The sequence below is a fragment of the Streptomyces caeruleatus genome, from assembly GCF_001514235.1.
Lineage (GTDB): Bacteria > Actinomycetota > Actinomycetes > Streptomycetales > Streptomycetaceae > Streptomyces > Streptomyces caeruleatus.
In genome coordinates, this window is the sequence record NZ_KQ948924.1 from 971233 (window position 1) to 992868 (window position 21636).

Consider the following 21636-nt stretch of genomic DNA (forward strand, 5'->3'; position numbering starts at 1 on the left):
ACGTCCTACGAGGCCGACCACACCACCATCGCCGAGCCGCCGCCCCGCCGTACCTTCTCGGCGGCGGCCAGCCACTTGCCGTTCGGCAGCCGCTGTACGCCCGTCGCCGCGCCGATCTCCGGGTTGAGCCGGAAGCCGTGCCCGATGGCCTCCAGCTTCGCCCGCAACGGGCTGTTGTAGAGGCCCGGTTCGAGCTCGGTGGTGGTCTGGTTGCGCTGGCTGGCGCGCGGCGCGGCGATGGCGTCGACCAGCGGCAGACCCCGGTCGAGGAAGCCGGTCAGGCTCTGCAGCACGGTCGTGATGATGGTCGCGCCACCGGGCGAGCCGAGCGCCACGACGGGCTTGTCGTGCCGGTCGAGCACGATCGTCGGCGACATCGACGAGCGCGGCCGCTTGCCCGGCCCCGGCAGGTTCGGGTCGTGGACGTCCGGACTGGCGGGCGTGAAGGAGAAGTCCGTCAGCTCGTTGTTGAGGATGAACCCGCGGCCCGGGACCGTGATGCCGCTGCCGCCGGTCTGCTCGATGGTCAGCGTGTACGAGACGACGTTGCCCCACTTGTCGGCCACCGTGAGGTGGGTCGTGCTGTCGCCCTCGTAGGTGGTGGGGGCCGCCGTGCCGCGCGCGTCGCAGGCCGCGGGGTTGCGCGGGTCGCCCGGCGCGACCGGGCTGGTCAGCACCGCGTCGTCCTTGATCAGGCACTCCCGCGAGTCGGCGTACCGCTGCGACAGCAGCTCCTTCGTCGGTACGTCCTCGAAGGCCGGGTCTCCGACCCAGCGCCCCCGGTCGGCGAACGCGATCCGGCTGGCCTCGATGTAGCGGTGCAGGTACTGGACCTCGCTCGCCTTGGACAGGTCGGTGTTCTCCAGGATGTTGAGCGCCTCGCCGACCGTCGTGCCGCCGGAGGACGAGGGAGCCATGGAGTAGACGCCGAGGCCGTGGTACGAGGTCCTGGTCGGGGCCTGGGACTTGGTGCGGTACGTCGCCAGGTCCTTGGCGGTCAGGTCGCCGGGGCGGGCCTTCCAGCCGGAACCCGGGTCGACGGGCGGGTGGTTGACCGTGTCGACGATGTCGTCGGCGAGGTCGCCGCGGTAGAGCGCGCCGACGCCCTTCCTCGCCAACTCGGCGTAGGTGCGGGCGAGATCGGGGTTCTTGAAGGTGGAGCCGACGACTGGGAGCCGCCCTCCCGGGAGGAACAGTTTCGCGGTGTCCGGGAAGTAGCGGAACCGGGTCTCGTTCGCGGCGGTCTGCTCGCGGAAGGTGCCGTCGACGGTGAAGCCGTCCCGGGCGAGCCGCTCGGCGGGCTTCAGCACGGTACCGAGCCGCCGGCTCCCCCACTTGTCGAGCGCCTGCTGCCAGGTCGCGGGCGTGCCCGGGGTCCCGACGCTGAGGCCGCTGCTGACGGCCTCGGCGAAGGGGATCGCCGTGCCGTTCTCCACGAAGAGGCCGGAGTCGGCGCTCAGGGGCGCGGTCTCACGGCCGTCGATGGTGCGCACCGTACGGGACTTGGCGTCGTAGTAGACGAAGTAGCCGCCTCCGCCGACGCCGGCCGAGTAGGGCTCGGTGACGCCGAGCGCGGCGGCGGTGGCCACGGCGGCGTCGACGGCGTTGCCGCCCTTGCGCAGGACCTCGATGCCGGCCGCGGAGGCGTCCGCGTCGACGCTCGCGACCGCGCCGCCGTAGCCGACCGCTACCGGAACCTTCTCGACTGCCGTCTTCTCAGCGGCGGGTGGCGCCGCGGCCCCCACCGACACCACGGCGGCCGAGACCGCCAGGACCGACAGTTTCCGCGCGACAGGGCGACGCATCCGCACCTCCAGTCAGGGACCGTCCGGGCAGCCTATGCGATCGGCATGCCCCCGTCAGCAGGACCGCGCCGGGGCACTGCTCGAACACGGGTTTGCGTTGGCCCGCTACCATGCGCGCCCATGAATGACGACGTGCGCAACATCGTGCTGGGCGTGGTCGCGGCGGGCATCAGCGCCGCGCTCGGCTGGCTCGCCCGGAACTACTTGTGGAAGCGCAGGCTCCGGCGCAAGCAGGCGTTCTTCGGACTGCCCGACAACGCCGAGTCCTTGCTGGTGGTGAACCGCGGGGCCGGCGGACCCGAGCTGACGGTGATGCGTTACGACGTGTTCGCGCTCCTGGAACTCGCGGCCCTGATCAAGGACTGCAACGCCCACGCCCAGATCATCCCGCACGACGCGGCCCGCCAGGGCTTCGGAGAACGCACCGAGTTCTGCGTGGGCGGCCCCGCGTCGAACCGCCGCATGATGGCGCACCTGGCCTCCCTGCTGCCCGGTGTCCTGGTGAACGTCGACGCCGAACCCGGCCCGGACCGAGGGGCGTTCCAGATCGGCTCCGAGCGCTACCGGGTGGAGGTCGGCAAGGAGGAGTACGTGCTCCTCGCCCGGCTCACCGTCGGCGAGAGCCAGGGCCCCCGCCCTGTCTTCCTGTTCTGCGGACAGACCGCGATCACCAACCAGGCCGCCACCCGCTATCTCGCCCGCAACCACGAGCGGCTCACCCGCAGGCACGGCACCGGCTCCTTCGTGCTGTTGCTGAAGGTGGTCAACTCGCAGGCATACGGCCCGGATGTGGTGGAACTGGTCGCGGATGTCACCAGGGCGGCACAGGCGCCTCTGCCGACACCCGCGGCTGCGCGCAATACCCACCGAGCCTCCTGAGGTTCATCACATTCCGGTAATCGTTACTGGCACGTAACTTACCCACGGGTTACTTGCGGTAAGGGGCCACGGTTACCGTTCGGTCACTTTGCACTGACACGAGTGAGGAGTGACCCGTGGGAACCCAACGCAAGGCCCTGCGCACGACCGCCGTGGGCGCCGTCTCCGCGACTCTGATCGCCGGGACCGCCCTCGGGCTCGCCCCCGCCGCCCAGGCGGCCACCGGCAGCGTCCGCTTCGTCGACATCAGCGGCGACGGCGGCACCACGCTCAAGGCGAACGTCATCACGCCGGCCGACGCCGACGGCGGTCGCCGCTACCCGCTGCTCGTCCTGCCCACGAGCTGGGGCCTGCCCCAGGTCGAGTACTTCGCGCAGGCCCAGAAACTCGCGAACTCGGGCTATGTCGTGGTCAGTTACAACGTGCGCGGCTTCTGGCAGTCGGGCGGCGAGATAGAAGTGGCGGGCCCGCCCGACATAGCCGACGCGTCCAGGGTGATCGACTGGGCGCTCGCCAACACCCCCGCCGACGCGGGGCACATCGGCATGGCGGGCGTCTCGTACGGCGCCGGCATCAGCCTGCTGACCGCCGCGCACGACAAACGGGTCCGGGCCGTCGCCGCCCTCAGCGGCTGGGCCGACCTCATCGGCTCCATCTACTCCGGCCGCACCCAGCACGTCCAGGCCGCCGCACTGCTCGACGGCGCGAGCCTGGTCACCGGCCGCCAGAGCGCCGAAGTGCGGCAGATCTTCAACGACTTCTACGCCTCCAACCTGTCCAAGGAACAGGACATGATCAATTGGGGGAAGGAACGTTCTGCCGCACCATACGTGGACCAACTGAACAAGAACGGCGCCGCGGTCATGATGGCCAACGCCTGGGGTGACACGGTCTTCCCGCCCAACCAGTACGCGGACTTCTACGAGAAGCTGACCGGCCCCAAGCGCCTGGAGTTCCGCCCCGGCGACCACGCCACGGCCGAGCTGACCGGCCTGTTCGGCCTGCCCAACGACGTGTGGACGGACACCGAGCGCTGGTTCGACCACTACCTCAAGGGCGAGGACAACGGCGTCAACCGCGAGCTGCCCGTCCGGCTCAAATCCCGCTCCTCGGGCGGCTACGAGGGCTATCCGGACTGGAAGTCGGTCGGCGCGACCGACCGGAAGATCGCCCTCGGCGGCACGACCACCATCCGCACGAACGTCAACTCGGGCGCGGACGGCGGCGTCGTCTTCCTCTCCAGCATCCTCGACCAGGTGGCCCAGCTGCCCCCCATGGCCTCGATCCCGCTGATCCCCAGGCGCTGGGCGGGCGTCTGGCAGTCGGAGAAGTACGCCACGGCCCAACACGTGCGCGGAACCGTCGAGTTGCACACCACGCTCACCCCGACCAAGGAGAGCGGCACCCTCGTCGCCTACCTCTACGACGTGGGCCCGCTCGGCCTCGGCAAGCTGGTCAGCAACGCGCCGTACACCTTCCACGGACGTACGCCGGGCAAGCCGTTCGGCGTCGACCTGGAGCTGTACTCCACGGCCTACGACGTCCCGGCAGGGCACCGGCTCGCCCTGGTCGTCGACACGGTCGACCCGCTCTACATCGAGCACAACCCGTCCGGCGCGCGGCTGACCTTCTCCTCACCGGCGAACGACCCGTCGTACGTGTCGATTCCACTGCGCGAGCAGTGATCTCCGGCCGGCGCCGGGCGGGTATGGCTCTGTGACTGCTGCCCCCTGCTGCCCCTTGGTCTAGGGGCCGTGGGGGGATCCCCACCCGGCAGCAGCGTCCCTGGTCGCGACCGGGGCCACCTCCACGGCCTTGGGGACGGACGGAACATCGTAGTCGAGGTCGTTCGCGGCGAGGATTCCGGCGTGGAGAAACGCCGTTCGTCTCGGCATGGGTCGCACTTCCCGCTCAGTGATGGAGGATCTTCGACAGGAAGTCCCGGGCGCGCTCGCTGCTGGGGTTGGTGAAGAACTCCTGAGGGCTGCGGTCCTCGACGATGCGGCCGTCGGCCATGAAGACGACGCGGTTGGCGGCCGAGCGGGCGAAGCCCATCTCATGGGTGACGACGATCATCGTCATGCCGTCCTGGGCGAGTTGACGCATGACCTCCAGCACCTCGTTGATCATCTCGGGGTCGAGCGCGGAGGTGGGCTCGTCGAACAGCATCACCTTGGGGCCCATGGCGAGGGCGCGGGCGATGGCCACACGCTGCTGCTGGCCGCCGGAGAGCTGCGCGGGGTACTTGTCCGCCTGGTCGGCCACACCGACGCGCTCCAGGAGCTCACGGGAGCGCCGGTCGGCGTCCTCCTTCTTGCGGCCGCGGACCTTGACCTGGCCGAGGGAGACGTTCTGCAGGACCGTCTTGTGGGCGAACAGGTTGAAGGACTGGAAGACCATGCCGACTTCGGCACGCAGCCGGGCGAGGGCCTTGCCCTCCGCGGGCAGCGGCTGCCCGTCGAGCAGGATCGTGCCGGACTGGACGGTCTCCAGCCGGTTGATGGCCCGGCACAGCGTCGACTTCCCCGACCCCGAGGGGCCGATGACCACGACCACTTCGCCTTTGCCGACGGTGAGATCGATGTCGCGGAGGACATGCAGGTCCCCGAAGTACTTGTTGACGTCACGCAGGTCGATCAGTGGATCGCCAGCCATGCCCAGCCCCAGTCACTCTCAGCTGTGTAGCGGTTTCCGCAAACTATCCGGGCAGCAGTTGGCTCCATGCGCGACACGCACTTTTCGGGCATAAGCCGTATTTACGCCGAATTTATGTCGAACTACTGGCCGGGATGTCACGCCTCCGAGACCTCCGCATACAGCTGCGAAAGCTCCGGCACCCCGTTCGCGGCCCACTCCTGCCCCGAGCTCACGACATCGAACTCACGGCCGGAGGCGAGCCGCACGACCGGCTGACCGTCCGGCCGGATCTCCCAGGCGGCCCCGGGCACGGTGCGCACGATGACGGTGCCGAGGTACAGGCCGGCGTCGTTGCCCAGCCACGGCAGGATCTCCTCGTCCTCCCGCCACCGCGGCAGCAACTGGTCGAGCTCCTCCAACGAGGCCGCCGTGTCGTCGAGTTGGATCCCCGCCCGGGACGCGTGGGAGCGCAGCAGTTCGCACTCGGCGAGGAGTTCGGCGATGCCCTCGGGGTCGAGGGCCCCGCGCTTCTCGGGCCGGTTGCCCAGAAAAGGGATCTTCATACACCCAGCGTGTCATTCGCACGGCCGAACGCACCACAGGCGCGCGGGCCGTCGATTCCGGGCGAGTTCACGTCGAGTTGTGGCATGGCTCGTTGACGGGTCACGGGTGCCTCTCTAACTTCACGGTGCGTCATGCGTCTCGCCGGAACGTCTCGCACCTGTACGTCTCATCTGAAGTTGAAGTTGTCATGTGCAGTCATACGCCGTCCTGAGCGGTCGTGAACGGGAGGAGTCGGAGTTGCGCCGACATGTGTGGAGTTCCGCGGTCGTCCTCGCTGTCTTCGCGGTCCTGGTGCCGGGTGTCTCCGCACAGGCGGCCCCCGAGCGCAGAGCCGGGCCGCTGCCGCTGGACCAGCTCTTCGACAACAGGGCCGTCAGCGACGACGCCCGGCCCGCCGAGGCCGACTTCGACGGGTCGGGCGCCTCCCTGTCGGCACAGGCCCTCACGGCCGCCGGCTGGAGACCCGGCCGCGCGCTGACCGTGCAGGGCGCCCGGCTGACCTGGCCGAAGCGGCAGCCGGGTCGGCCGGACAACGTCCTCGCCGCCGGACAGGACGTACGGGTACGCGGACGGGGCGACGCCCTCGCCTTCCTGGTGGCCGGCACGGGCGGCTCCGGCGCCGCCGGCACGGGGGTCGTCACCTACGCCGACGGCAGCCGCACCTCCTACCACCTGACCGCCCCCGACTGGCGCACCGGCCCGCTCGCCACCAAGGCCGTGGCCCTGACGCACCTCAACACGCCCTACGGCCAACTCGCCGAGCGGCCGCGGCTGTACGTCGTGACCGTGCCGGTCGTGGTGGGACGCGCGGTCACCTCCGTACGGCTGCCGAGGGCGACCGGCCTCCATGTGTTCGCGCTGGCGGTACGGGCCCCGGCCACGGGCTGGACGGGGAGTTGGTCGACGGCGACGGGCGGCTATCCGACCGTGGGGCCGTGGACGGACCGGACGCTGCGGCTGGTGGTGCACACGTCGGTCGGCGGGCCTCGGGTGCGGCTGCGGTTCGACAACACCTTCGCGGCGGCGCCGGTCCGGATCGGCAGGGCCACGGTGGCCGTGCAGTCGGCGGGCGCGGCGGCGCGGGCGACGCCGGTCGCGGTCTCCTTCCGGGGTGCGGCGGGCACCGTGATCCCGGCCGGGGCGCAGGCCTACAGCGATCCGCTCGGCTTCAAGGTGCCCGCGGACACCAATCTGCTGGTGAGCTTCCATCTGCCGGGGACCGTGCCGGCCGCGCCCGTGCACCGGCTCGCACAGCAGCGGTCGTACGTGAGCGCACCCGGTGACCACACGGCGGACGGGTCCGCGACGGCGTACCCGACGGTCCTGACCAGCTGGCCGCTGCTGACCGGTGTCGACGTCAGCGGGGGGCCGGGGTCCGTGGTGCTCCTCGGGGACTCGATCACCGACGGCGACAAGTCCACGACGGACGCCAACCGGCGGTGGCCCAATGTGCTGGCCACACGGCTGCTGAAGCAGAGTGTGGTCCCGCGCTACGGGGTGCTGAACCAGGGGGTCTCGGGCAACCGAGTGGTCTCCGACCGCTACCCCGGTGACGGGGTCTCCACCGACACGGCCGGGGTGAGCGCCGTGCACCGGTTCGACCGGGATGTCCTGGCCCAGACGTCGGCGCGTACGGCGGTCGTGTTCGAGGGCGTCAACGATGTGCGCTGGGGCACCAGCTCGGAGCAGGTGATCGCCGGGCTGCGCGAGATCGCGGACCGGGGGCACGCACGAGGGCTGCGGATGCTGGCGGCGACGATCCTGCCGTGCGAGGGCGAGGCACAGTGCACCGCGCTGGCCGACGTGGAACGGGTCGAGGTGAACGCGTGGATCCGCTCCGGCGGCGCGTTCGACGGTGTCCTCGACTTCGACGCGGTGGTGCGGGATCCCGCGCGGCCCTCTCGCATGCTGGCCGCGTACGACAGTGGGGACCATCTGCATCCCGGCGATGCGGGGCTCGCTGCGCTGGCTGGGGCGGTGGATCTGAGGTTGCTGGTGCCGTGAGGTTTGCGGCGTTGGGGTGGGCGCCTGGGGGCTGTGCCCCCAGACCCCCCTGTCGGCCTGGCGGCCTCGTCCTCAAACGCCGGACGGGCTGATTGTGGGCGACCTCCCCTACACGTCCAGGTCGACCACTACCGGCGCGTGGTCCGACGCGCCCTTGCCCTTGCGCTCCTCGCGGTCCACGTAGGAGTCGGTGACGGCCTTGGCGAACGGCTCGTTGCCGTAGACCAGGTCGATGCGCATGCCGCGGTTCTTGGGGAAGCAGAGTTGGCGGTAGTCCCAGTACGTGTACGGGTGGTCGTACTTCAGGGGGCGCGGGACCACGTCGGAGAGGCCGGACTCGCGCAGGGAGGCGAGGGCGGCGCGCTCGGCGGGAGTGACGTGGGTGAGGCCCTCGAAGGCGGCCACGTCGTAGACATCGTCGTCCGTCGGCGCCACGTTGTAGTCGCCCATCACCGCGAAGGGGCGGCTGCCGCCCGCGTCGCCGGCGACGGCGGCCTTGAGGGCCTCGAACCACTGGAGCTTGTAGGCGTAGTGAGGGTGGTCCACCTCACGGCCGTTCGGCACGTACACCGACCAGACGCGGATCGGGCCGCAGGTCGCGGAGATGGCGCGGGGTTCCTCGGCGCCGTCGAAGCCGGGGTCGCCCGGGAGGCCCTTGACGACCTCCTTGAGGCCGACGCGGGAGAGCACCGCCACGCCGTTCCACCGGCCGGTGGCGTTGACCGCCGCCTCGTAGCCGAGGTCGCGCAGCGGGTCGAACGGGAAGGTGTCCTCGGCGACCTTGGCCTCCTGGAGGCACAGCACGTCGGTGCCGCTGCTCTCCAGCCAGGCCAGGAGCCTCGGCAGGCGTGCGGTGATCGAGTTCACGTTCCAGGTGGCGATGCGCATGCCTGACAACCTACCGGGCGGGACTGACAACGCGGTCCCGCCCGGGGTGGGGCCGGTCACAGCTCGGCGGAGTCCCCCGGGGTCAGCCGCAGGTGCTCCGAGCCGCCCAGGCCGCCGATCTGGCGGTCGTAGATCGGCCGGGCCAGGTCGGTGAGCAGGGCGTCGTGGATGTCGTAGGCACGTTGCGGCTTGACCTCGCGGACGTAGTCGATGACCTCGGAGATCTTGTTCCAGGGCGCCATGACCGGGAGCATCAGCGTCTCGACCGGGTGGTCGGGGACGGTGAGGGCGTCGCCGGGGTGGAAGACGCGGCCGCCGTCGATCAGGTAGCCGACGTTGGTGACGCGCGGGATGTCCGGGTGGATCACGGCGTGCAGTTCGCCGTGGACCTGGATGTCGAAGCCGGCGGCGGTGAAGGTGTCACCGTGGCCGACGGTGTGGACGCGGCCGGGGAACGCCGCCGAGATCTGCTCCGCGACGGACCGCAGCGTCCAGATCTCGGCGGCCGGGTCGGCCTCCAGGGCCGCCCGTAGGCGCGCCTCGTCGAAGTGGTCGGGGTGCTCGTGCGTGACGAGGATCGCGTCCGCGCCGACCGCGGCGTCCTCCTCGCTGAACCCTCCGGGGTCGAGGACGAGCGTGCGCCCGTCCTTCTCGAGGCGGACGCAGGCGTGCGACTTCTTCGTGAGCTTCATGGCACCATCCTGCCCTCGGCGCCGGTCCGCGATCACGCTCCGGGCGTGGTCACTCCGTGGGAGTGGTCTCCTCCCTGATGACCTGCTGGGCGACCTTGAAGGCGCTGTTCGCCGCCGGCACACCGCAGTAGACGGCCGTCTGGAGCAGCACTTCCTTGATCTCGTCCGGGGTGAGGCCGTTACGCAGGGCGGCGCGGGTGTGGAAGGCGAGCTCGTCCAGGTGGCCACCGGCGACGAGGGTGGCGAGGGTCACGCAGCTGCGGGAGCGGCGGTCCAGGCCGGGTCTGTCCCAGATCTCGCCCCAGGCGTACCGGGTGATGAACTCCTGGAAGTCCCCCGAGAACTCCTCCGCCTGCGCCAGCGCCCGGTCGACGTGCGCGTCGCCGAGCACCTCGCGACGGACCTTGGTCCCCGCGTCGTACGGGTCCGGCCGCCCGGTCACCGGCGGCTGTACGACGGCCGGCGCGATCTCGGCGATGGGCGCGGGCTGCGCAGGCGCGGCGGCCAGGACCGGCTTGGCGGGGGCGGCCACGATGGCCATCTGGCCGGTGGTGGAGTTGTAGGCGGGCTGCCAGGCGGTCGTGAAGTGCCGGACCAGCAGATCGGTGACGGCGGCGGGCTGCTCGACCGGGACGAGGTGGGAGGCGCCGGGGACGACCGCCAGACGGGCGTCCGGTATGCCGGCGACCAGGGTGCGGGCCTCCGCCGGGCCGGTGACCTGGTCGTCCGAGCCGACGAGGACGAGGGTCGGCACGGAGACACCGGCGAGCTGGGGCCGTACGTCGAAGGAGGCGAGCGCCTCGCAGGCGGCGATGTAGCAGCCCGGGTCGGTGGTGCGCACCATCTGCACGGCCCACTCGGTGATCGCGGGCTGGGCGGCGGCGAAGCCGGTGGTGAACCAGCGGTCGGGCGAGGTACGGGCGATGGGGTCGAGGCCGTTCGTGCGCACGATGACGCCCCGCTGCCGGAACTCGTCGGCCGTGCCGAAGCGCGGCGAGGCGGCGATCAGGGCGAGCGAGGCGATGCGCTCCGGGTGGCGCAGGGCGAGTTCGATGCCGAGTGCGCCGCCGAGCGCGCAGCCCGCGTAGCCGAAGCGCTGCACACCCAGGCCCTCGAGGGTGGCGAGCAGTCGGTCGGCGAGCTCCGCGACGGAGCCGGCGGGGTAGGCGGGGGCGCCGCCGTGCCCCGGCAGGTCGAACCGGAAGACGCGCCACTGCTGGGTCAGCTCCGGGACCTGGCGGTCCCACATGTGCCATGTGGTACCCAGTGAGGGACCGAGGATCAGGACTGGGGCGTCTTCTGGCCCGTCAAAGCGGTATTGCAGGGTGCTCATCGGTGTCTCACTCACCCGCCTGACCCTCTCATCTGTCACGGACGCCCCTATAACGGGGGGTCGGTAGAGACCGTCCGGACCAGGTTGAAGACCTCGCGGGCGGCATATCGCTTGAGGCAACGGATGATCTCACGACGGGTCTTGCCCTCCTGGGTGCGGCGCTCGTAGTACGCCTGAGTGCGCGGGTCGTGGCGCAGCCGGGTGAACACGATGCGGTGCAGAGCGGCATTCGCCTGCCGGTCGCCGCCATGGTTGAGGCGACGCGAGCTCTGCCGGCCCGAGGAGTACTCGATCGGACTGACCCCGCACAAGGCGGCGAAGGACGCCTCAGTGCTCAGCCGCTCAGGGTTGTCGCCCATGGTGATCAGGAGCGTGATGGCGGAGTCCGGGCCGATACCGACCGGCGCGAGCAGCTGCGGGGCATGGCCTTCGACGAGCCCGGTCAGTCGCTGATTCAGCTCATCGATCTGCCCCGTGAGCTGCTCGATGCGCTCGGCCAGCAGCCTCAGGGTGATACGAGTGGCCTGGGCGACGGCATCCTCATCGCCCTCGCCCTCGCCGTCGCGCGGGCTGAGGCACGCGCAGGTGCGGAACAGTTCGCGGTTACCCAGGTCGGACAGCCGCTCCCGCAGAGCAGGGTCGGCTACGACCAGGACGGCCTTGAGCTGGTTGATCGCCTGGGTACGGGCCTTGACCGCGGAGTCCTTGGCGATTTTGAACATCGAAAGTGCAGCTTGCAGCCGTCGGACGAGTCCGGGGCGCAGATGCCGATCTGCAGGGTGGCCGGGACGCCGCAGCAGCCTCCGCCCTCGCTGCCCTGGGCGGCGTCGGGGTCGTCGAACAGACCCGCGCCGCCGCATACACCGGTCTCCGGCAGGGTGAGTTCGACGCGCTCGGCGGCCTCCTGGTCGCCAGCGATCGCCGCCGCGATGGAACGGACCTGCTCGTAGCCGGTCAGCGCGAGGAACGTGGGGGCGCGCGGCCGTAGGACTTCATGCCGACCAGGTAGGTCCTTCTCCGGGTGGGCAAGTTATTCACGCCGTGCGGGTAGACCGTGCCGCAGTAGTGCACGTTCGGGTCGATCAGCGGGGCCAGGGCGGTCGGGGCCTGCAGGCGCTCGTCGAGGCCGAGGCGGATCTCGGAGAGGAAGGACAGGTCGGGGCGGAAACCGGTCAGGACGATGACCTCGTCGACCGGGTCCAGACGACGCCCATCCTCGGCGACCAGGATCAAGGTTCCGTCACCGTCCGTGAAGCACCCGCTCGGTGCGGAGATCGACGGAGCGCCGCCGCTGGACCCGGTCCTGCCGGTGACCGAGGCCGCGGCCGGCTTCGCGGCCGGAGAACACGCCGCCCACCCCGCCTACGGAGGCTGCACGCACGACGAGTTCGCGCGGCTGCATGCCATGCATCTCACCGAACACCTCCCGGGACCATGACGAGGCGGGATCGGCTGGCATCGCGAGCCGCTGTGGCAGGTCGGCAGTCGCACGCTGCTGACGGCGCAGGCCGCTTGGCGTGGCACGCCATCGTCGGAAATGTGGCATCCCCCTGCCCCTGTAGCGCCTGTTCCGCTTGTCGGACGGGGCGTCTGTCGAGGGGCCGGGTTCTCAGCCGAGTGTCCAGTTGACGCTGTCGGTGTAGGTGGAGCCGTTGATGGTCGCGGTGACCGTCACGATGTTCTGTCCGGGCCTCAAGGTGATGCGGGGCCACCTGAAGATGTGGTCGCTGCTGCTCAGGGGTCCCAGCGAGGTGCCGTTGAGGGTGGCGGTGACCTGGCCCGCGTTGGAGTAGACCTTGAGTTCGGTGGCGGCGTCGGTGCGCTGGGTCCAGCGGCGGCTGGTGATGTAGAGGGTGGGAGTGTCGGCCCAGTTGGCCTTGTACCAGTAGAAGGCGTCCTTGCGGGTCTGCCGGTCGCGGGTGACCAGGCCCTTGTCGTTGATCCCGGGGCGGTCCCCCTCGTTGCGGCCGTCGGAGGCGAAGTCGAACATGGCCCAGACGAACGTGCCCCAGATGTAGGGACGTTCGGCGAGCTGCTTCCAGGCCGCCTCGTGGAACAGCGACTGGTACTCCTCCGGGTGCCAGGGTCCGCCCGGAGCCGGCTTGGGCGGGTTGAGGGCGTGCTGGGTGGTGCTGGCGCCGACGCCGTACTCGGACATCGCGATCTTGCGGGAGGGAGCGTTCGCGTGCAGGTTGTCGGCCCATGCCCCGAGGTCGTTGTCTTTGGAGCCGTAGTACCAGCCGTAGTACTTGTTGAAGCCCGTCGTCTGCGTGTGCAGGCCCGCCTGCGCGTTGTCGGGGTCCTCGCCGCGCACGGCGTAGGTGGAGAACCGGTCCGGGTCCTCGGCCTCGATGATGTCGGCCAGGGACGCGAGCAGCTTGTTCGCAGCGGTGCCGTTGTAGTCGAGGAGTTCGTTGCCGATGCCCCAGAAGGCGATCGACGGGTGGTTGTAGTTCTGCCGGACCAGTTCCCGCAGTTGGTTCTGGGTGCTGGTGGTGAAGGCGGCCGAGTCGGTGACGATGTCGACCAGCGGGATCTCCGCCCACACGAGCAGCCCGCGTTCGTCGGCGAGGTTGTAGTCCTTCTGGTCGTGCTGGTAGTGCGCCATGCGGATGGCGTTGGCGCCGATCTCGCTGATGAGGTCGAGGTCCTGGGTGTGGTCGGCGTCGGATATCGCCCAGCCCTTACCGGCCCGGTCCTGGTGCAGGTTGACGCCGTGCAGGTGGAGGTGGCTGCCGTTGAGGCGGAAGCCTGTGTCGGCGTCGACGGCGAGGGAGCGAAGGCCCAGGCGTTCGGTCACCACGTCCGTGATCCTGTCCCCGCCGCCGGTGACGTCATGGATCTCGACGCTGGCGTTGTAGAGGTACGGATCCGCCAGACCGTTCCACAGGCGCGGGTTGCTGATGTGGACGGTCTGCTGCATCTCCTTGCCGGTGGCCGCGGGGACGGTCTGCGCGGTGCTGCTCGTCTCCGCGACGATGGCCCCGCTCTGGTCGGCGATGACGGTGCGGACGACCACCGATCTGGTGGCGTTGCTGTCATTCCACAGCTTCGTCGTGACGGTCACCGTGGCCGACGCCGAGGTCACGTTGCTCTGCCGCAGATAGATACCGGGGCCCGCGTAGTCCGTCATCCGCACATGGAGGTCGTCGACGGCCCACAGGCTCACGTTGCGGTAGATGCCACCCTGAAAGGTGTAGTCCGCGCCCACCGGGGCGATGTCGGTGTCGCGGGCGTTGGTCACCTTGACCGCGATCACGTTGTCCGCGCCCGGGACGAGCGCGGCCGTGACGTCGAACCTGAACCGGGAGTACCCGCCCTTGTGCTGCCCGAGGTACGTGCCGTTGACCCAGACGTCGGCGACCTGGTTGACCCCGGCGAACTGCAGGTACAGCCTCTTGCCGGCCAGTTCTGACGGCACGGTGTAGTGGCGGCGGTACCAGCCCACTCCGCGGTAGTAGTTGTTGCCGCCGTCGGCACCGTCGGCGGCGTTCCAGGTGTGGGGTGTGTTGACCGACGTCCATCCGGAGTCGTTGAATGCGGGCGCCTGCGCGCCTGCGACGTCCGATCTGATGAACCGCCACCCGTTGTTGAGGTGGATCCAGACACGGGGATCGGGTGCGGTGTACGTCGTGGCGGCGGACGCGGAACCGGCGAGCGGAATCCCGGCCAGCGAGGCCAGCACTCCCGCAGCAGCCCCGCCGAGCACCTGTCGGCGACTGGGCAAACCTGTCATGTCAGAACTCACTTCCGTGGAGTCGGAGCAGGAAACTCCCCTGGCGCGGCGTTACGCCGACGACCGTGGCGGGCCGGGCAGCACCCGGATCTGGCTGACGGCCCGCCTCAAGCAACCGAGAGAAGTGCCTCGGTCCCACCTCACTGGGGCAACCCCAGATGTCTCACCCGCCACTCGGTTCGCGCGTCGCCTCGCGGACGACTGCGACGCCGCCTTCGGGGACGGTGACGGAGCCCACGACCGGTTTACCGGTGAGGAGTTCGACCCCTTCGGCGGGGATCTCGGCGCCGTGGCCGGCGTGGTCGATCAGGAAGAGGTAGTCGGCCTCCGCGCCCCGCCGCCGCACCACCTCGACGCCGGCTGGTACGTCGTGCTCCGGACGCACTCCGGCCTCCTCGCGGATGCGCTCCAGGACGGCGTCCAGGGTGGTGGTGTCCGGGTGGGTGGCGAGGTACCAGGCGGTGCCGCTGCCGTACGTGTGGCGGGTGATGGCCGGGACGCCGGCCAGCGGCCCCTCGGCGTACGTGGCGACGGCCTCCGCCCCGGTGAGCCGGAGCCGTTCGGTCCACAGGTCGGCGGTCGCGTCCTGCGGGACCTGGCCGGCCAGGCCGACCGTCTGGCCGGGCAGCAGGGGGAACGGCTCGTCGCCGTGCACCCCGAGGACCTTCCGGAAGGCGCCCGGGTAACCGCCCAGGCGGACATGGCAGTTCTCGTCCACCGCACCGCTGTGGAAGCCCACGGCGAGGGTGCCGCCGTGCTCGACGAACGCCGCAAGGTTGGTCGCTCCCGCGTCGTCGACCAGGTACAGGCTGGGGGCGAGGACGAGCCGGTAGCGGTCGAGGTCCGGGCTGTCGGGACGTACGAAGTCGACCGCCACGCCGGCCTTCCAGAGCGGTGTGTACCAGTCCCTCACCAGGTCCTGGAAGCGGAGTTCGCTGCTGGGCTGGGAGGGCAGCTCCATCGCCCAGCGGGCGTTCCAGTCCCAGACGATGGCGACCTGGGCGGGGCTGGTGCTGCCCTCTACTTCGGCGAGGGCCCGCAGGTCGGCTCCGAGCTGCACGACGTCCTGCCAGATCTGGCTGTCGGTGCCCGCGTGCGGCAGCATCGCCGAGTGCCACTGCTCGGCGCCCGCCTTCGCGGCGCGCCACTGGAAGTAGGCGATGCCGTCGGCGCCGTGCGCGACGTGGGCGAGTGCGTTGCGGCGCATCTCGCCGGGCCGCTTGGCCCGGTTGACGGGCTGCCAGTTGACGGCTCCCGTGGAGTGTTCCATCAGCAGCCAGGGCCGGCCGCCGGCCAGGGAGCGGACCAGGTCGCCGCAGAGCGCGATGTCGGCCTCCGACTCCGGGTCGGTGGCGAGCAGGTAGTGGTCGTTGGAGACGATGTCCAGCTCGGGAGCCCAGCGCCAGTAGTCGAGGGCGTCGAAGTTGTGCACCACCATGAAGTTGGTGGTGGCGGGGATGTCCGGGGCGGCGCGGCGGAGCACGTCGCGTTCGGCGGTGAACAGCGACAGCAGTTCGTCCGAGCAGAAGCGGCGCCAGTCCAGCCGGTGGGCGGGATTGGGGCCGGCGCCGGTGGCGCGGGGCGGGATGATCTCGTCCCAGTCGTAGTACCACTGGCTCCAGAAGGTGGTGCCCCAGGCGTGGTTGAGCGCGTTCAGGTCGTTGCCGTACTTCGCCTTCAGCCAGCGCCGGAAGGCAGCCGCGCTGGTGTCGCAGAAGCACTCCGCGTTGTGGCAGCCGTACTCGTTGTGGACGTGCCACATCGCGACGGCCGGGTGGTCGGCGTACCGCTCGGCCAGCGCACCCGCGATACGCAGCGCGGCCGTGCGGTAGGCCGGGCTGGACGGGCAGAAGGTCTGGCGGCTGCCGTACGACAGCGTGCGGCCGTCGCGGTCGACCGGCAGTGCCTCCGGGTGGGCCCGGAAGAACCAGGCGGGCGGGCAGGCCGTCGGGGTGGCGAGGTCGGCGGCGATGCCGTTCTCGTGGAGGAGGTCGAGGATCTTGTCCATGCGCGAGAAGTCGTAGACGCCCTCGGCGGGCTCCAGCAGAGCCCAGGAGAAGATGCCGACGCTGACCATGGTCACCCCGGCCTGGCGCATGAGGGCCATGTCCTCGGCCCACACCTCCTCGGGCCACTGCTCAGGGTTGTAGTCGCCGCCGTAGGCGATTCCGGGCAGGCGGAGACGGTGTTCGGTGGTCACTGGTGGTACTCCGGGAGGTGTGGGGAACGAGTGGGCGGCGTGCTTCAGCCCTTGTTGGCGCCCAGCGTGAGACCGCTGACGAACTGGCGCTGGAGGACGAAGTAGACGATCAGGGTGGGGATCGCGGTGAGCAGGGCGCCGGCGGCGACCAGGTTGGGGTCGGTGAAGTACTGGCCGGAAAGGTTGTTCAGGGCCGAGGTGATCGGCATGTTCTCGCCGGTGGAGATCAGGACCAGGGCCCAGAAGAAGTCGTTGTAGATCCAGATGGACAGCAACGTGGCCAGGGCGGCCATCGCCGGCTTGCACAGGGGCAGCACGATCTGCCAGTACAGGCGCCAGACTGACGCACCGTCGACCAGTGCGGCCTCGGTCAGTTCGTGCGGCAGCGAGCGCATGTAGTTGGCCAGCACGAATGCGCAGAAGCCGGACTGGAACGCCACGTGGATCAGCACCAGGCCCAGCGCCGAGTCGTAGAGCTTGCCGCTCATGGTGATGCCGGGCAGGTCGATGAGCAGGTAGAGGCGGTACAGCGGGGTGATGATGACCTGCTGCGGGAGCAGGTTGCCGGCCGTGAACACCAGGAGCAGGAAGAGGTTGACCCGGAAGTCGAAGCGGCTGACGTAGAAGGCCACACACGACGACAGGAACAGCGTCAGCAGCACCGCCGGGATCGCCACCAGCAGTGTGTTCCCGAAGTAGTGGAGCATGTCCGACTGCTGGAAGGCGTTGGTGAAGTTGTCGAGGCTCAGCTTGTCGGGCCAGGAGACGTAGCCCTTGGTGCTGGTCTCGGCGTACGGCCGCATCGCCGCGTACATCGCCCACAGCAGGGGCGCGAGCCAGGCCAGCGCGGCACCGGCGAGGAAGACGTGCAGCAGGATCCGGGCGGGGCGGACGGGGGTGCGCTGCTTTCCGAGCGCGCTCACGGTGCTCATGCGCGCCGCTCCTTCCGGAAGGTGGCGATCAGATACGGGATGATCACCGCGAGCGAGATCACCAGCAGGACCACGGCGATCGCCGAGCCGTATCCGATCCGGCTGGACTCGCCGATGATGTTGTTGGTGACCAGGATCGAGAGGAGTTCCGTGCCCTCGGCGCCCTTGTTGAAGACGAAGACGAGGTCGAAGCAGCGCAGCGCCTCGATGATCGTGACGACCAGGACTACGGTGTTGGTGGGGCGCAGGGTCGGGAAGATGACGTTCTTGAACGTCTGCCACTCATTCGCCCCGTCCAGCGCGGACGCCTCCCGCAGGGCCGGGTCGACGCCCTTCAGACCGGCCAGGTACAAGATCATCATGTAACCGGTGTGACGCCACGACGCGGCGATGAGCACGGACCACAGATTGAGGTCCGGGTCGCCGATCCAGTCGATGTAGTGGCCGGGCTCGTTCGCACCGATGATGCTGTTGATCAGGCCGGTGTCGGGGTTGTAGACGAGCTGCCAGACAAACCCGATGACCGCCATCGACAGCACGACGGGCAGGAAGAACGCGGTCTGGTACACCTTGCTGAACCGGATCTTCTTGTCCAGTTGCACGGCCAGGAAGAGGCCCAGCGGAGTCGGGATCAGGATGAGCACGACGAACCAGACGACGTTGTGCTCGACCGCCGGCCAGAACTGCGGGTTGTTGGTGAACAGTTCCTTGAAGTTCTGCAGCCCGACCCACTTGATGGAGTCGAAGCCGATGCCGTCCCAGGTGGTGAAGGCCAGCGCGATCGAGGCGAGAGCCGTCACCCAGACCAGGGCGATGTGCAGGATCGTCGGCACCCCGGCCATCAGGCCGAGCGTGATGCGGTCCCGCCGGGTGAGCAGCCGTCGGTGGCCCAAGGGGGGCCGCGGCCGCTTGGCCTGATCCTTGGTCACATTCTTCGGGTTGCCCGGGGGCGGCACTGCGGCCGTCCCCGGGGTGCTGGTGGTGCCGGTCCCGGTACCGGTGTTCGTGGTGGCGGTCATGCGGACGCGAAGATCGTCTTCTTCTGGCGCTCGATCGACGCCAGCAGGCTGTCGACGCCCTTGGGGTCACGGATGAACTTCTGCAGGGCGGGCTGCATCACCGTGGAGGTGAAGTCCGGGCGGCTGTCGCGGTCCATGAACTGGGTGAGGTGCTTGGCGCCGGCGATCGTCGCGTACGCCTTCTTCTGCAGCGCGGTGTACGAGGAGGTGTCAGCCTTGCTGGAGGCTGCGACCAGGCTCGGGTCGGACTTCAGGTAGATCTGCTCGGCCTCCGGCGTGCCCAGGAACTCCAGGAGCTTGAGCGCGCCGGCCTTGTTCTTCGGAGCCTTGGAGAGCATGAAGCCGTCGGTCGGAGCCTCGACGGTGTCCTGCCCGTAAGCGGAGTTGATCTCCGGGAAGGGGAAGAAGTCGAGGTCGTCCAGGTCGGCCTTGTTGGTGAACTGCTGGGCCACGAAGCTGCCGAACAGGTACATGCCCGCCTTCTTCGATATCAGCGTCTGGGCCGCGTCCTGCCAGGTGCGGCCGACGGCGCCCTCCTGGTGGTACGGGAGGATCTCGGCCCAGTGGTCGAAGGTCTTGCGGACCTTGGCGTCGGTCCAGGACGCCTTGCCGGCCATCAGCTCGACGTGGAAGTCGTAGCCGTTGGTGCGGAAGTTGATCTGGTCGAAGGTGCCGAGCGCGGGCCAGGCATCCTTGTCGCCGAACGCGAACGGGACCAGACCGTCCTTCTTCATCTGCTTGCACAGGGCGACGAGTTGGTCCCAAGTGGTGGGGACCTCGTAGCCGTACCGCTGGAAGACGCTCTTGCGGTAGAAGACACCCCAGAGGGACGTGGAGATCGGCACGAAGTAGTACTTGCCGTCCGCGCCCTTGCTGAGCGCCTTCATCGCCTCGGGGAAGTTGCCGCCGATCTTCTGCCACACGTCGTCGATCGGGGAGGCGAGGCCCTTGGCCGCGAAGAACTGCATGCGGTAGCCGGCGAACCAGTTGAACACGTCGTCCGGGGTGCCCTGGAGGTAGGAGTTGATCTGCTCCTGGAACGTGTTGTGGTCCTTGGTGTTCACGTCGACCGTGATCCCGGACTGCTTCGTGAACGCCGCATAGATCTCGGCGAACGCCTTCTTCGGCACCGCGTCCGACGCGTTCGACCCGAGGCTGACCGTCTTCGGGTCGGACGCCGAACCGCTGCCGCCGCAGGCGCTGAGCAGCGGCATGCCGGCACCGAGGGCGACTGCCCCACCAATACCGCGCAGGACGGTGCGACGACTGGCAGCAGGCATGGGCCGACCGAGGGAGGAAGAGTGCATTTCGGCTCCTGACAGGGCGGCCGTGCTCAGGCGGCACGTCGGCCCGCGAGGTGTGACGGGAAGCGGTCGCCCGCGCGACCAAGACTCAACACGATCGAACAAATCCGACCGGCGGTTGCGAGGAAGACTGAACGCTCCGGGGAGCCGCTGTCAAGCCCCTTCGACCTGAGCTCAGGGCTGACCGTACATGCCGGCAGGACGGCCAGCCTACCGCCGGAGGGGAACGACGACCCCGTTCCGCGAGCGGGCCCGAGAGTGCGATTATTCCGTTTGACCAGCACATATGTCCACCAGAGGCGCACTCCTCACGGCGACTACGACCCCCTTTGTCGACCGGCCGCCCGCCATCCGACCCGCATCCGTTCATCGGAATCGATACCGCGGGAACCCTTGACGTACAGCTGTCGGCTACGTAGACATGACCACGCGGTCAGACCGCGTGGTCATACAGTTGACCTCCTTCGATGCAGACGTACGGCCGTCGGGAGACTTCATGGCAGCAGTGGGGGGACGGAGCGAGGGCTCCGCTGTGCCGCGCAGCGCGGACGTGGCCCGCCTGGCCGGGGTGTCGCGCAAGACGGTGTCCCGGGTTCTCAACAACGAGCCGTATGTCTCCGAGGAGGCCCGCACAAAGGTCCTCGCGGCCGCTGAGGAACTCGGCTACCGGCTGAACCAGGCGGCCAGGACACTGGCCTCCGGACGTACCGGCTCGATCGGCGTGGTGGCCCTGGGCACCGTCGGGTACGGGACCGCTTCACTCCTCGTGCACGTCGAGCGGGCCGTGCGCGACGCGGGCTACGCACTCCGTGTGGTCAACACACCGGACGGCGACCCGGCGGGTATCGCCGGCGCCGTGGAGTCGCTGCTTGAACAGGGGGTGGACGGCGTCATCGTCTCCGAACCCATCGTGGAGGGAGACGTCAGCGTCCGTGTCGACGTCCCCGTCCTCTTCCTGGGGGCACCGCCCGCATTCAACGCCACCCGCACCGTGACCATGGGGGTGGGCGCCCACGAACTGGCCCGGGCTGCCACCGAGCATCTGCTGGACCTGGGACACACGACCGTTCATCATCTGGCCGGCCCGCGGCGCTGGTACGCCACGAAGGACCGTATCGAGGGGTGGCGGGCGGCACTTGCGGCGCGGGGCGCGCACGAGCCGCCGCTGCTCAACGGTGACTGGTCGGCTGCCTCCGGGCATGCCGTGGGCGAGGCGCTGGCCTCGGACCGTTCCGTTACCGCTGTCTTCGCAGCGGGCGACGAGATGGCCATCGGGCTCATCCACGCCCTGCGGGAAGCCGGGCGTCGCGTGCCCGAGGACATCAGTGTCGTCGGCTTCGACGGCAACCCGGTCTTCGCCTACGTCTCTCCTCCCCTGACCACCGTGCGCCAGCCCTTCGAGGCCGCGGCCCGGGAGGGCATCCGCCTTCTCGTGCACGCGATCGAGAAGCCCCACACCGACCTGCCGCAGGCGAGCGACCCACCGGTCGAACTCATCGTCCGCGGCTCGACCGCGCCCCCGCCATCGCCCCCCGACAAGACGGGCCGGCGCACCACCTGAGAGCAGCTCGGCAGCAGGTAACACACTGCGCTCCGGGCACGGCTCTGCCACTCGCACCGGTCGTCTCACCCGAGAGGCGGAT

General features: G+C 69.6%; 17 protein-coding genes and 1 pseudogene. 5 read left to right on the forward strand and 13 right to left on the reverse strand.

Annotation, left to right across the window (positions count from 1 at the left end; translation table 11 throughout):
• Positions 1-5: 5 nt before the first annotated feature.
• Entirely contained in the window at positions 6-1805 is a 1800-nt protein-coding gene (ggt, locus tag AQJ67_RS04250) for a gamma-glutamyltransferase (protein WP_062716587.1), read from the reverse strand.
• 120 nt (positions 1806-1925) lie between these two features.
• Here ggt and AQJ67_RS04255 point away from each other — a divergent pair, with 120 nt between their 5' ends.
• Together AQJ67_RS04255 and AQJ67_RS04260 are read left to right on the forward strand one after the other, a co-directional pair.
• On the forward strand, positions 1926-2684 hold the full coding sequence (locus AQJ67_RS04255) for a hypothetical protein (RefSeq protein WP_208614894.1): 759 nt from the start codon (positions 1926-1928) through the stop codon (positions 2682-2684).
• 116 nt (positions 2685-2800) lie between these two features.
• Positions 2801-4369 carry a CocE/NonD family hydrolase gene (locus AQJ67_RS04260; protein WP_062716588.1) on the forward strand — a complete coding sequence of 523 codons (1569 nt, stop codon included), beginning with the start codon at positions 2801-2803 and terminating at the stop codon, positions 4367-4369.
• 226 nt (positions 4370-4595) lie between these two features.
• On the opposite strand, the gene AQJ67_RS04265 is transcribed toward AQJ67_RS04260, so the two are convergent.
• The gene (locus AQJ67_RS04265) at positions 4596-5339 is read right to left on the reverse strand and encodes an amino acid ABC transporter ATP-binding protein (protein ID WP_062716589.1); all 744 of its coding nucleotides are present in this window, start codon (positions 5337-5339) and stop codon (positions 4596-4598) included.
• A 137-nt stretch (positions 5340-5476) separates the two neighbouring features.
• Entirely contained in the window at positions 5477-5884 is a 408-nt protein-coding gene (locus AQJ67_RS04270) for a DUF6278 family protein (RefSeq protein ID WP_062716590.1), read from the reverse strand.
• A gap of 238 nt (positions 5885-6122) precedes the next feature.
• On the opposite strand from AQJ67_RS04270, the gene AQJ67_RS04275 reads away from it, so the two are divergent.
• Entirely contained in the window at positions 6123-7889 is a 1767-nt protein-coding gene (locus AQJ67_RS04275; RefSeq protein WP_062716794.1) for an SGNH/GDSL hydrolase family protein, read from the forward strand.
• Between the two features lie 108 nt (positions 7890-7997).
• On the opposite strand, the gene AQJ67_RS04280 is transcribed toward AQJ67_RS04275, so the two are convergent.
• The 5 genes and pseudogenes from AQJ67_RS04280 to AQJ67_RS04300 form a co-directional block, all read right to left on the reverse strand.
• Positions 7998-8777 carry an exodeoxyribonuclease III gene (locus AQJ67_RS04280; RefSeq protein ID WP_062716591.1) on the reverse strand — a complete coding sequence of 260 codons (780 nt, stop codon included), beginning with the start codon at positions 8775-8777 and terminating at the stop codon, positions 7998-8000.
• 56 nt (positions 8778-8833) lie between these two features.
• Positions 8834-9469: an MBL fold metallo-hydrolase gene (locus tag AQJ67_RS04285; RefSeq protein WP_062716592.1), complete on the reverse strand. Its 636-nt coding sequence runs from the start codon at positions 9467-9469 to the stop codon at positions 8834-8836.
• A gap of 49 nt (positions 9470-9518) precedes the next feature.
• A complete protein-coding gene (gene pcaDC / locus AQJ67_RS04290; RefSeq protein WP_062716593.1) occupies positions 9519-10817 on the reverse strand; it encodes a bifunctional 3-oxoadipate enol-lactonase/4-carboxymuconolactone decarboxylase PcaDC in 1299 nt (432 codons plus the stop codon).
• 32 nt (positions 10818-10849) lie between these two features.
• Positions 10850-11524 carry a transposase gene (locus AQJ67_RS04295; RefSeq protein WP_244190354.1) on the reverse strand — a complete coding sequence of 225 codons (675 nt, stop codon included), beginning with the start codon at positions 11522-11524 and terminating at the stop codon, positions 10850-10852.
• Positions 11446-12050, reverse strand: a pseudogene (locus AQJ67_RS04300) (hypothetical protein); the annotation flags it as partial. The pseudogene AQJ67_RS04300 and the gene AQJ67_RS04295, both read right to left, overlap by 79 nt.
• Between AQJ67_RS04300 and AQJ67_RS04305 the strand changes: the two are divergent.
• Positions 11983-12240, forward strand: coding sequence for a DUF1569 domain-containing protein (locus tag AQJ67_RS04305; protein WP_079055745.1), 258 nt, complete (start codon positions 11983-11985; stop codon positions 12238-12240). The pseudogene AQJ67_RS04300 and the gene AQJ67_RS04305 overlap by 68 nt on opposite strands.
• 171 nt (positions 12241-12411) lie before the next feature.
• Here the strand turns inward: AQJ67_RS04305 and AQJ67_RS04310 are convergent, their stop codons facing one another.
• The 5 genes from AQJ67_RS04310 to AQJ67_RS04330 all read right to left on the reverse strand — a co-directional run bounded on the left by AQJ67_RS04310 (position 12412) and on the right by AQJ67_RS04330 (position 19969).
• Entirely contained in the window at positions 12412-14538 is a 2127-nt protein-coding gene (locus AQJ67_RS04310; RefSeq protein ID WP_208614895.1) for a glycoside hydrolase family 2 protein, read from the reverse strand.
• Positions 14539-14701: 163 nt separating this feature from the next.
• A complete protein-coding gene (locus AQJ67_RS04315; RefSeq protein WP_062716594.1) occupies positions 14702-16738 on the reverse strand; it encodes a beta-galactosidase in 2037 nt (678 codons plus the stop codon).
• A 44-nt stretch (positions 16739-16782) separates the two neighbouring features.
• Positions 16783-17670: a carbohydrate ABC transporter permease gene (locus AQJ67_RS04320; protein WP_062716595.1), complete on the reverse strand. Its 888-nt coding sequence runs from the start codon at positions 17668-17670 to the stop codon at positions 16783-16785.
• Complete coding sequence (locus AQJ67_RS04325; RefSeq protein ID WP_062716596.1) at positions 17667-18689, reverse strand: carbohydrate ABC transporter permease; 1023 nt, start codon at positions 18687-18689, stop codon at positions 17667-17669. The genes AQJ67_RS04320 and AQJ67_RS04325 overlap by 4 nt, the downstream gene beginning before the upstream one ends.
• Positions 18686-19969 (reverse strand): ABC transporter substrate-binding protein, encoded by a 1284-nt coding sequence (locus tag AQJ67_RS04330; protein ID WP_079055746.1) that lies wholly within the window; start codon positions 19967-19969, stop codon positions 18686-18688. Before AQJ67_RS04330 ends, AQJ67_RS04325 begins: the two co-directional genes overlap by 4 nt.
• Before the next feature lie 520 nt (positions 19970-20489).
• Between AQJ67_RS04330 and AQJ67_RS04335 the strand changes: the two genes are divergently transcribed.
• Positions 20490-21554, forward strand: coding sequence for a LacI family DNA-binding transcriptional regulator (locus tag AQJ67_RS04335; protein WP_208614896.1), 1065 nt, complete (start codon positions 20490-20492; stop codon positions 21552-21554).
• Positions 21555-21636 lie beyond the last annotated feature (82 nt).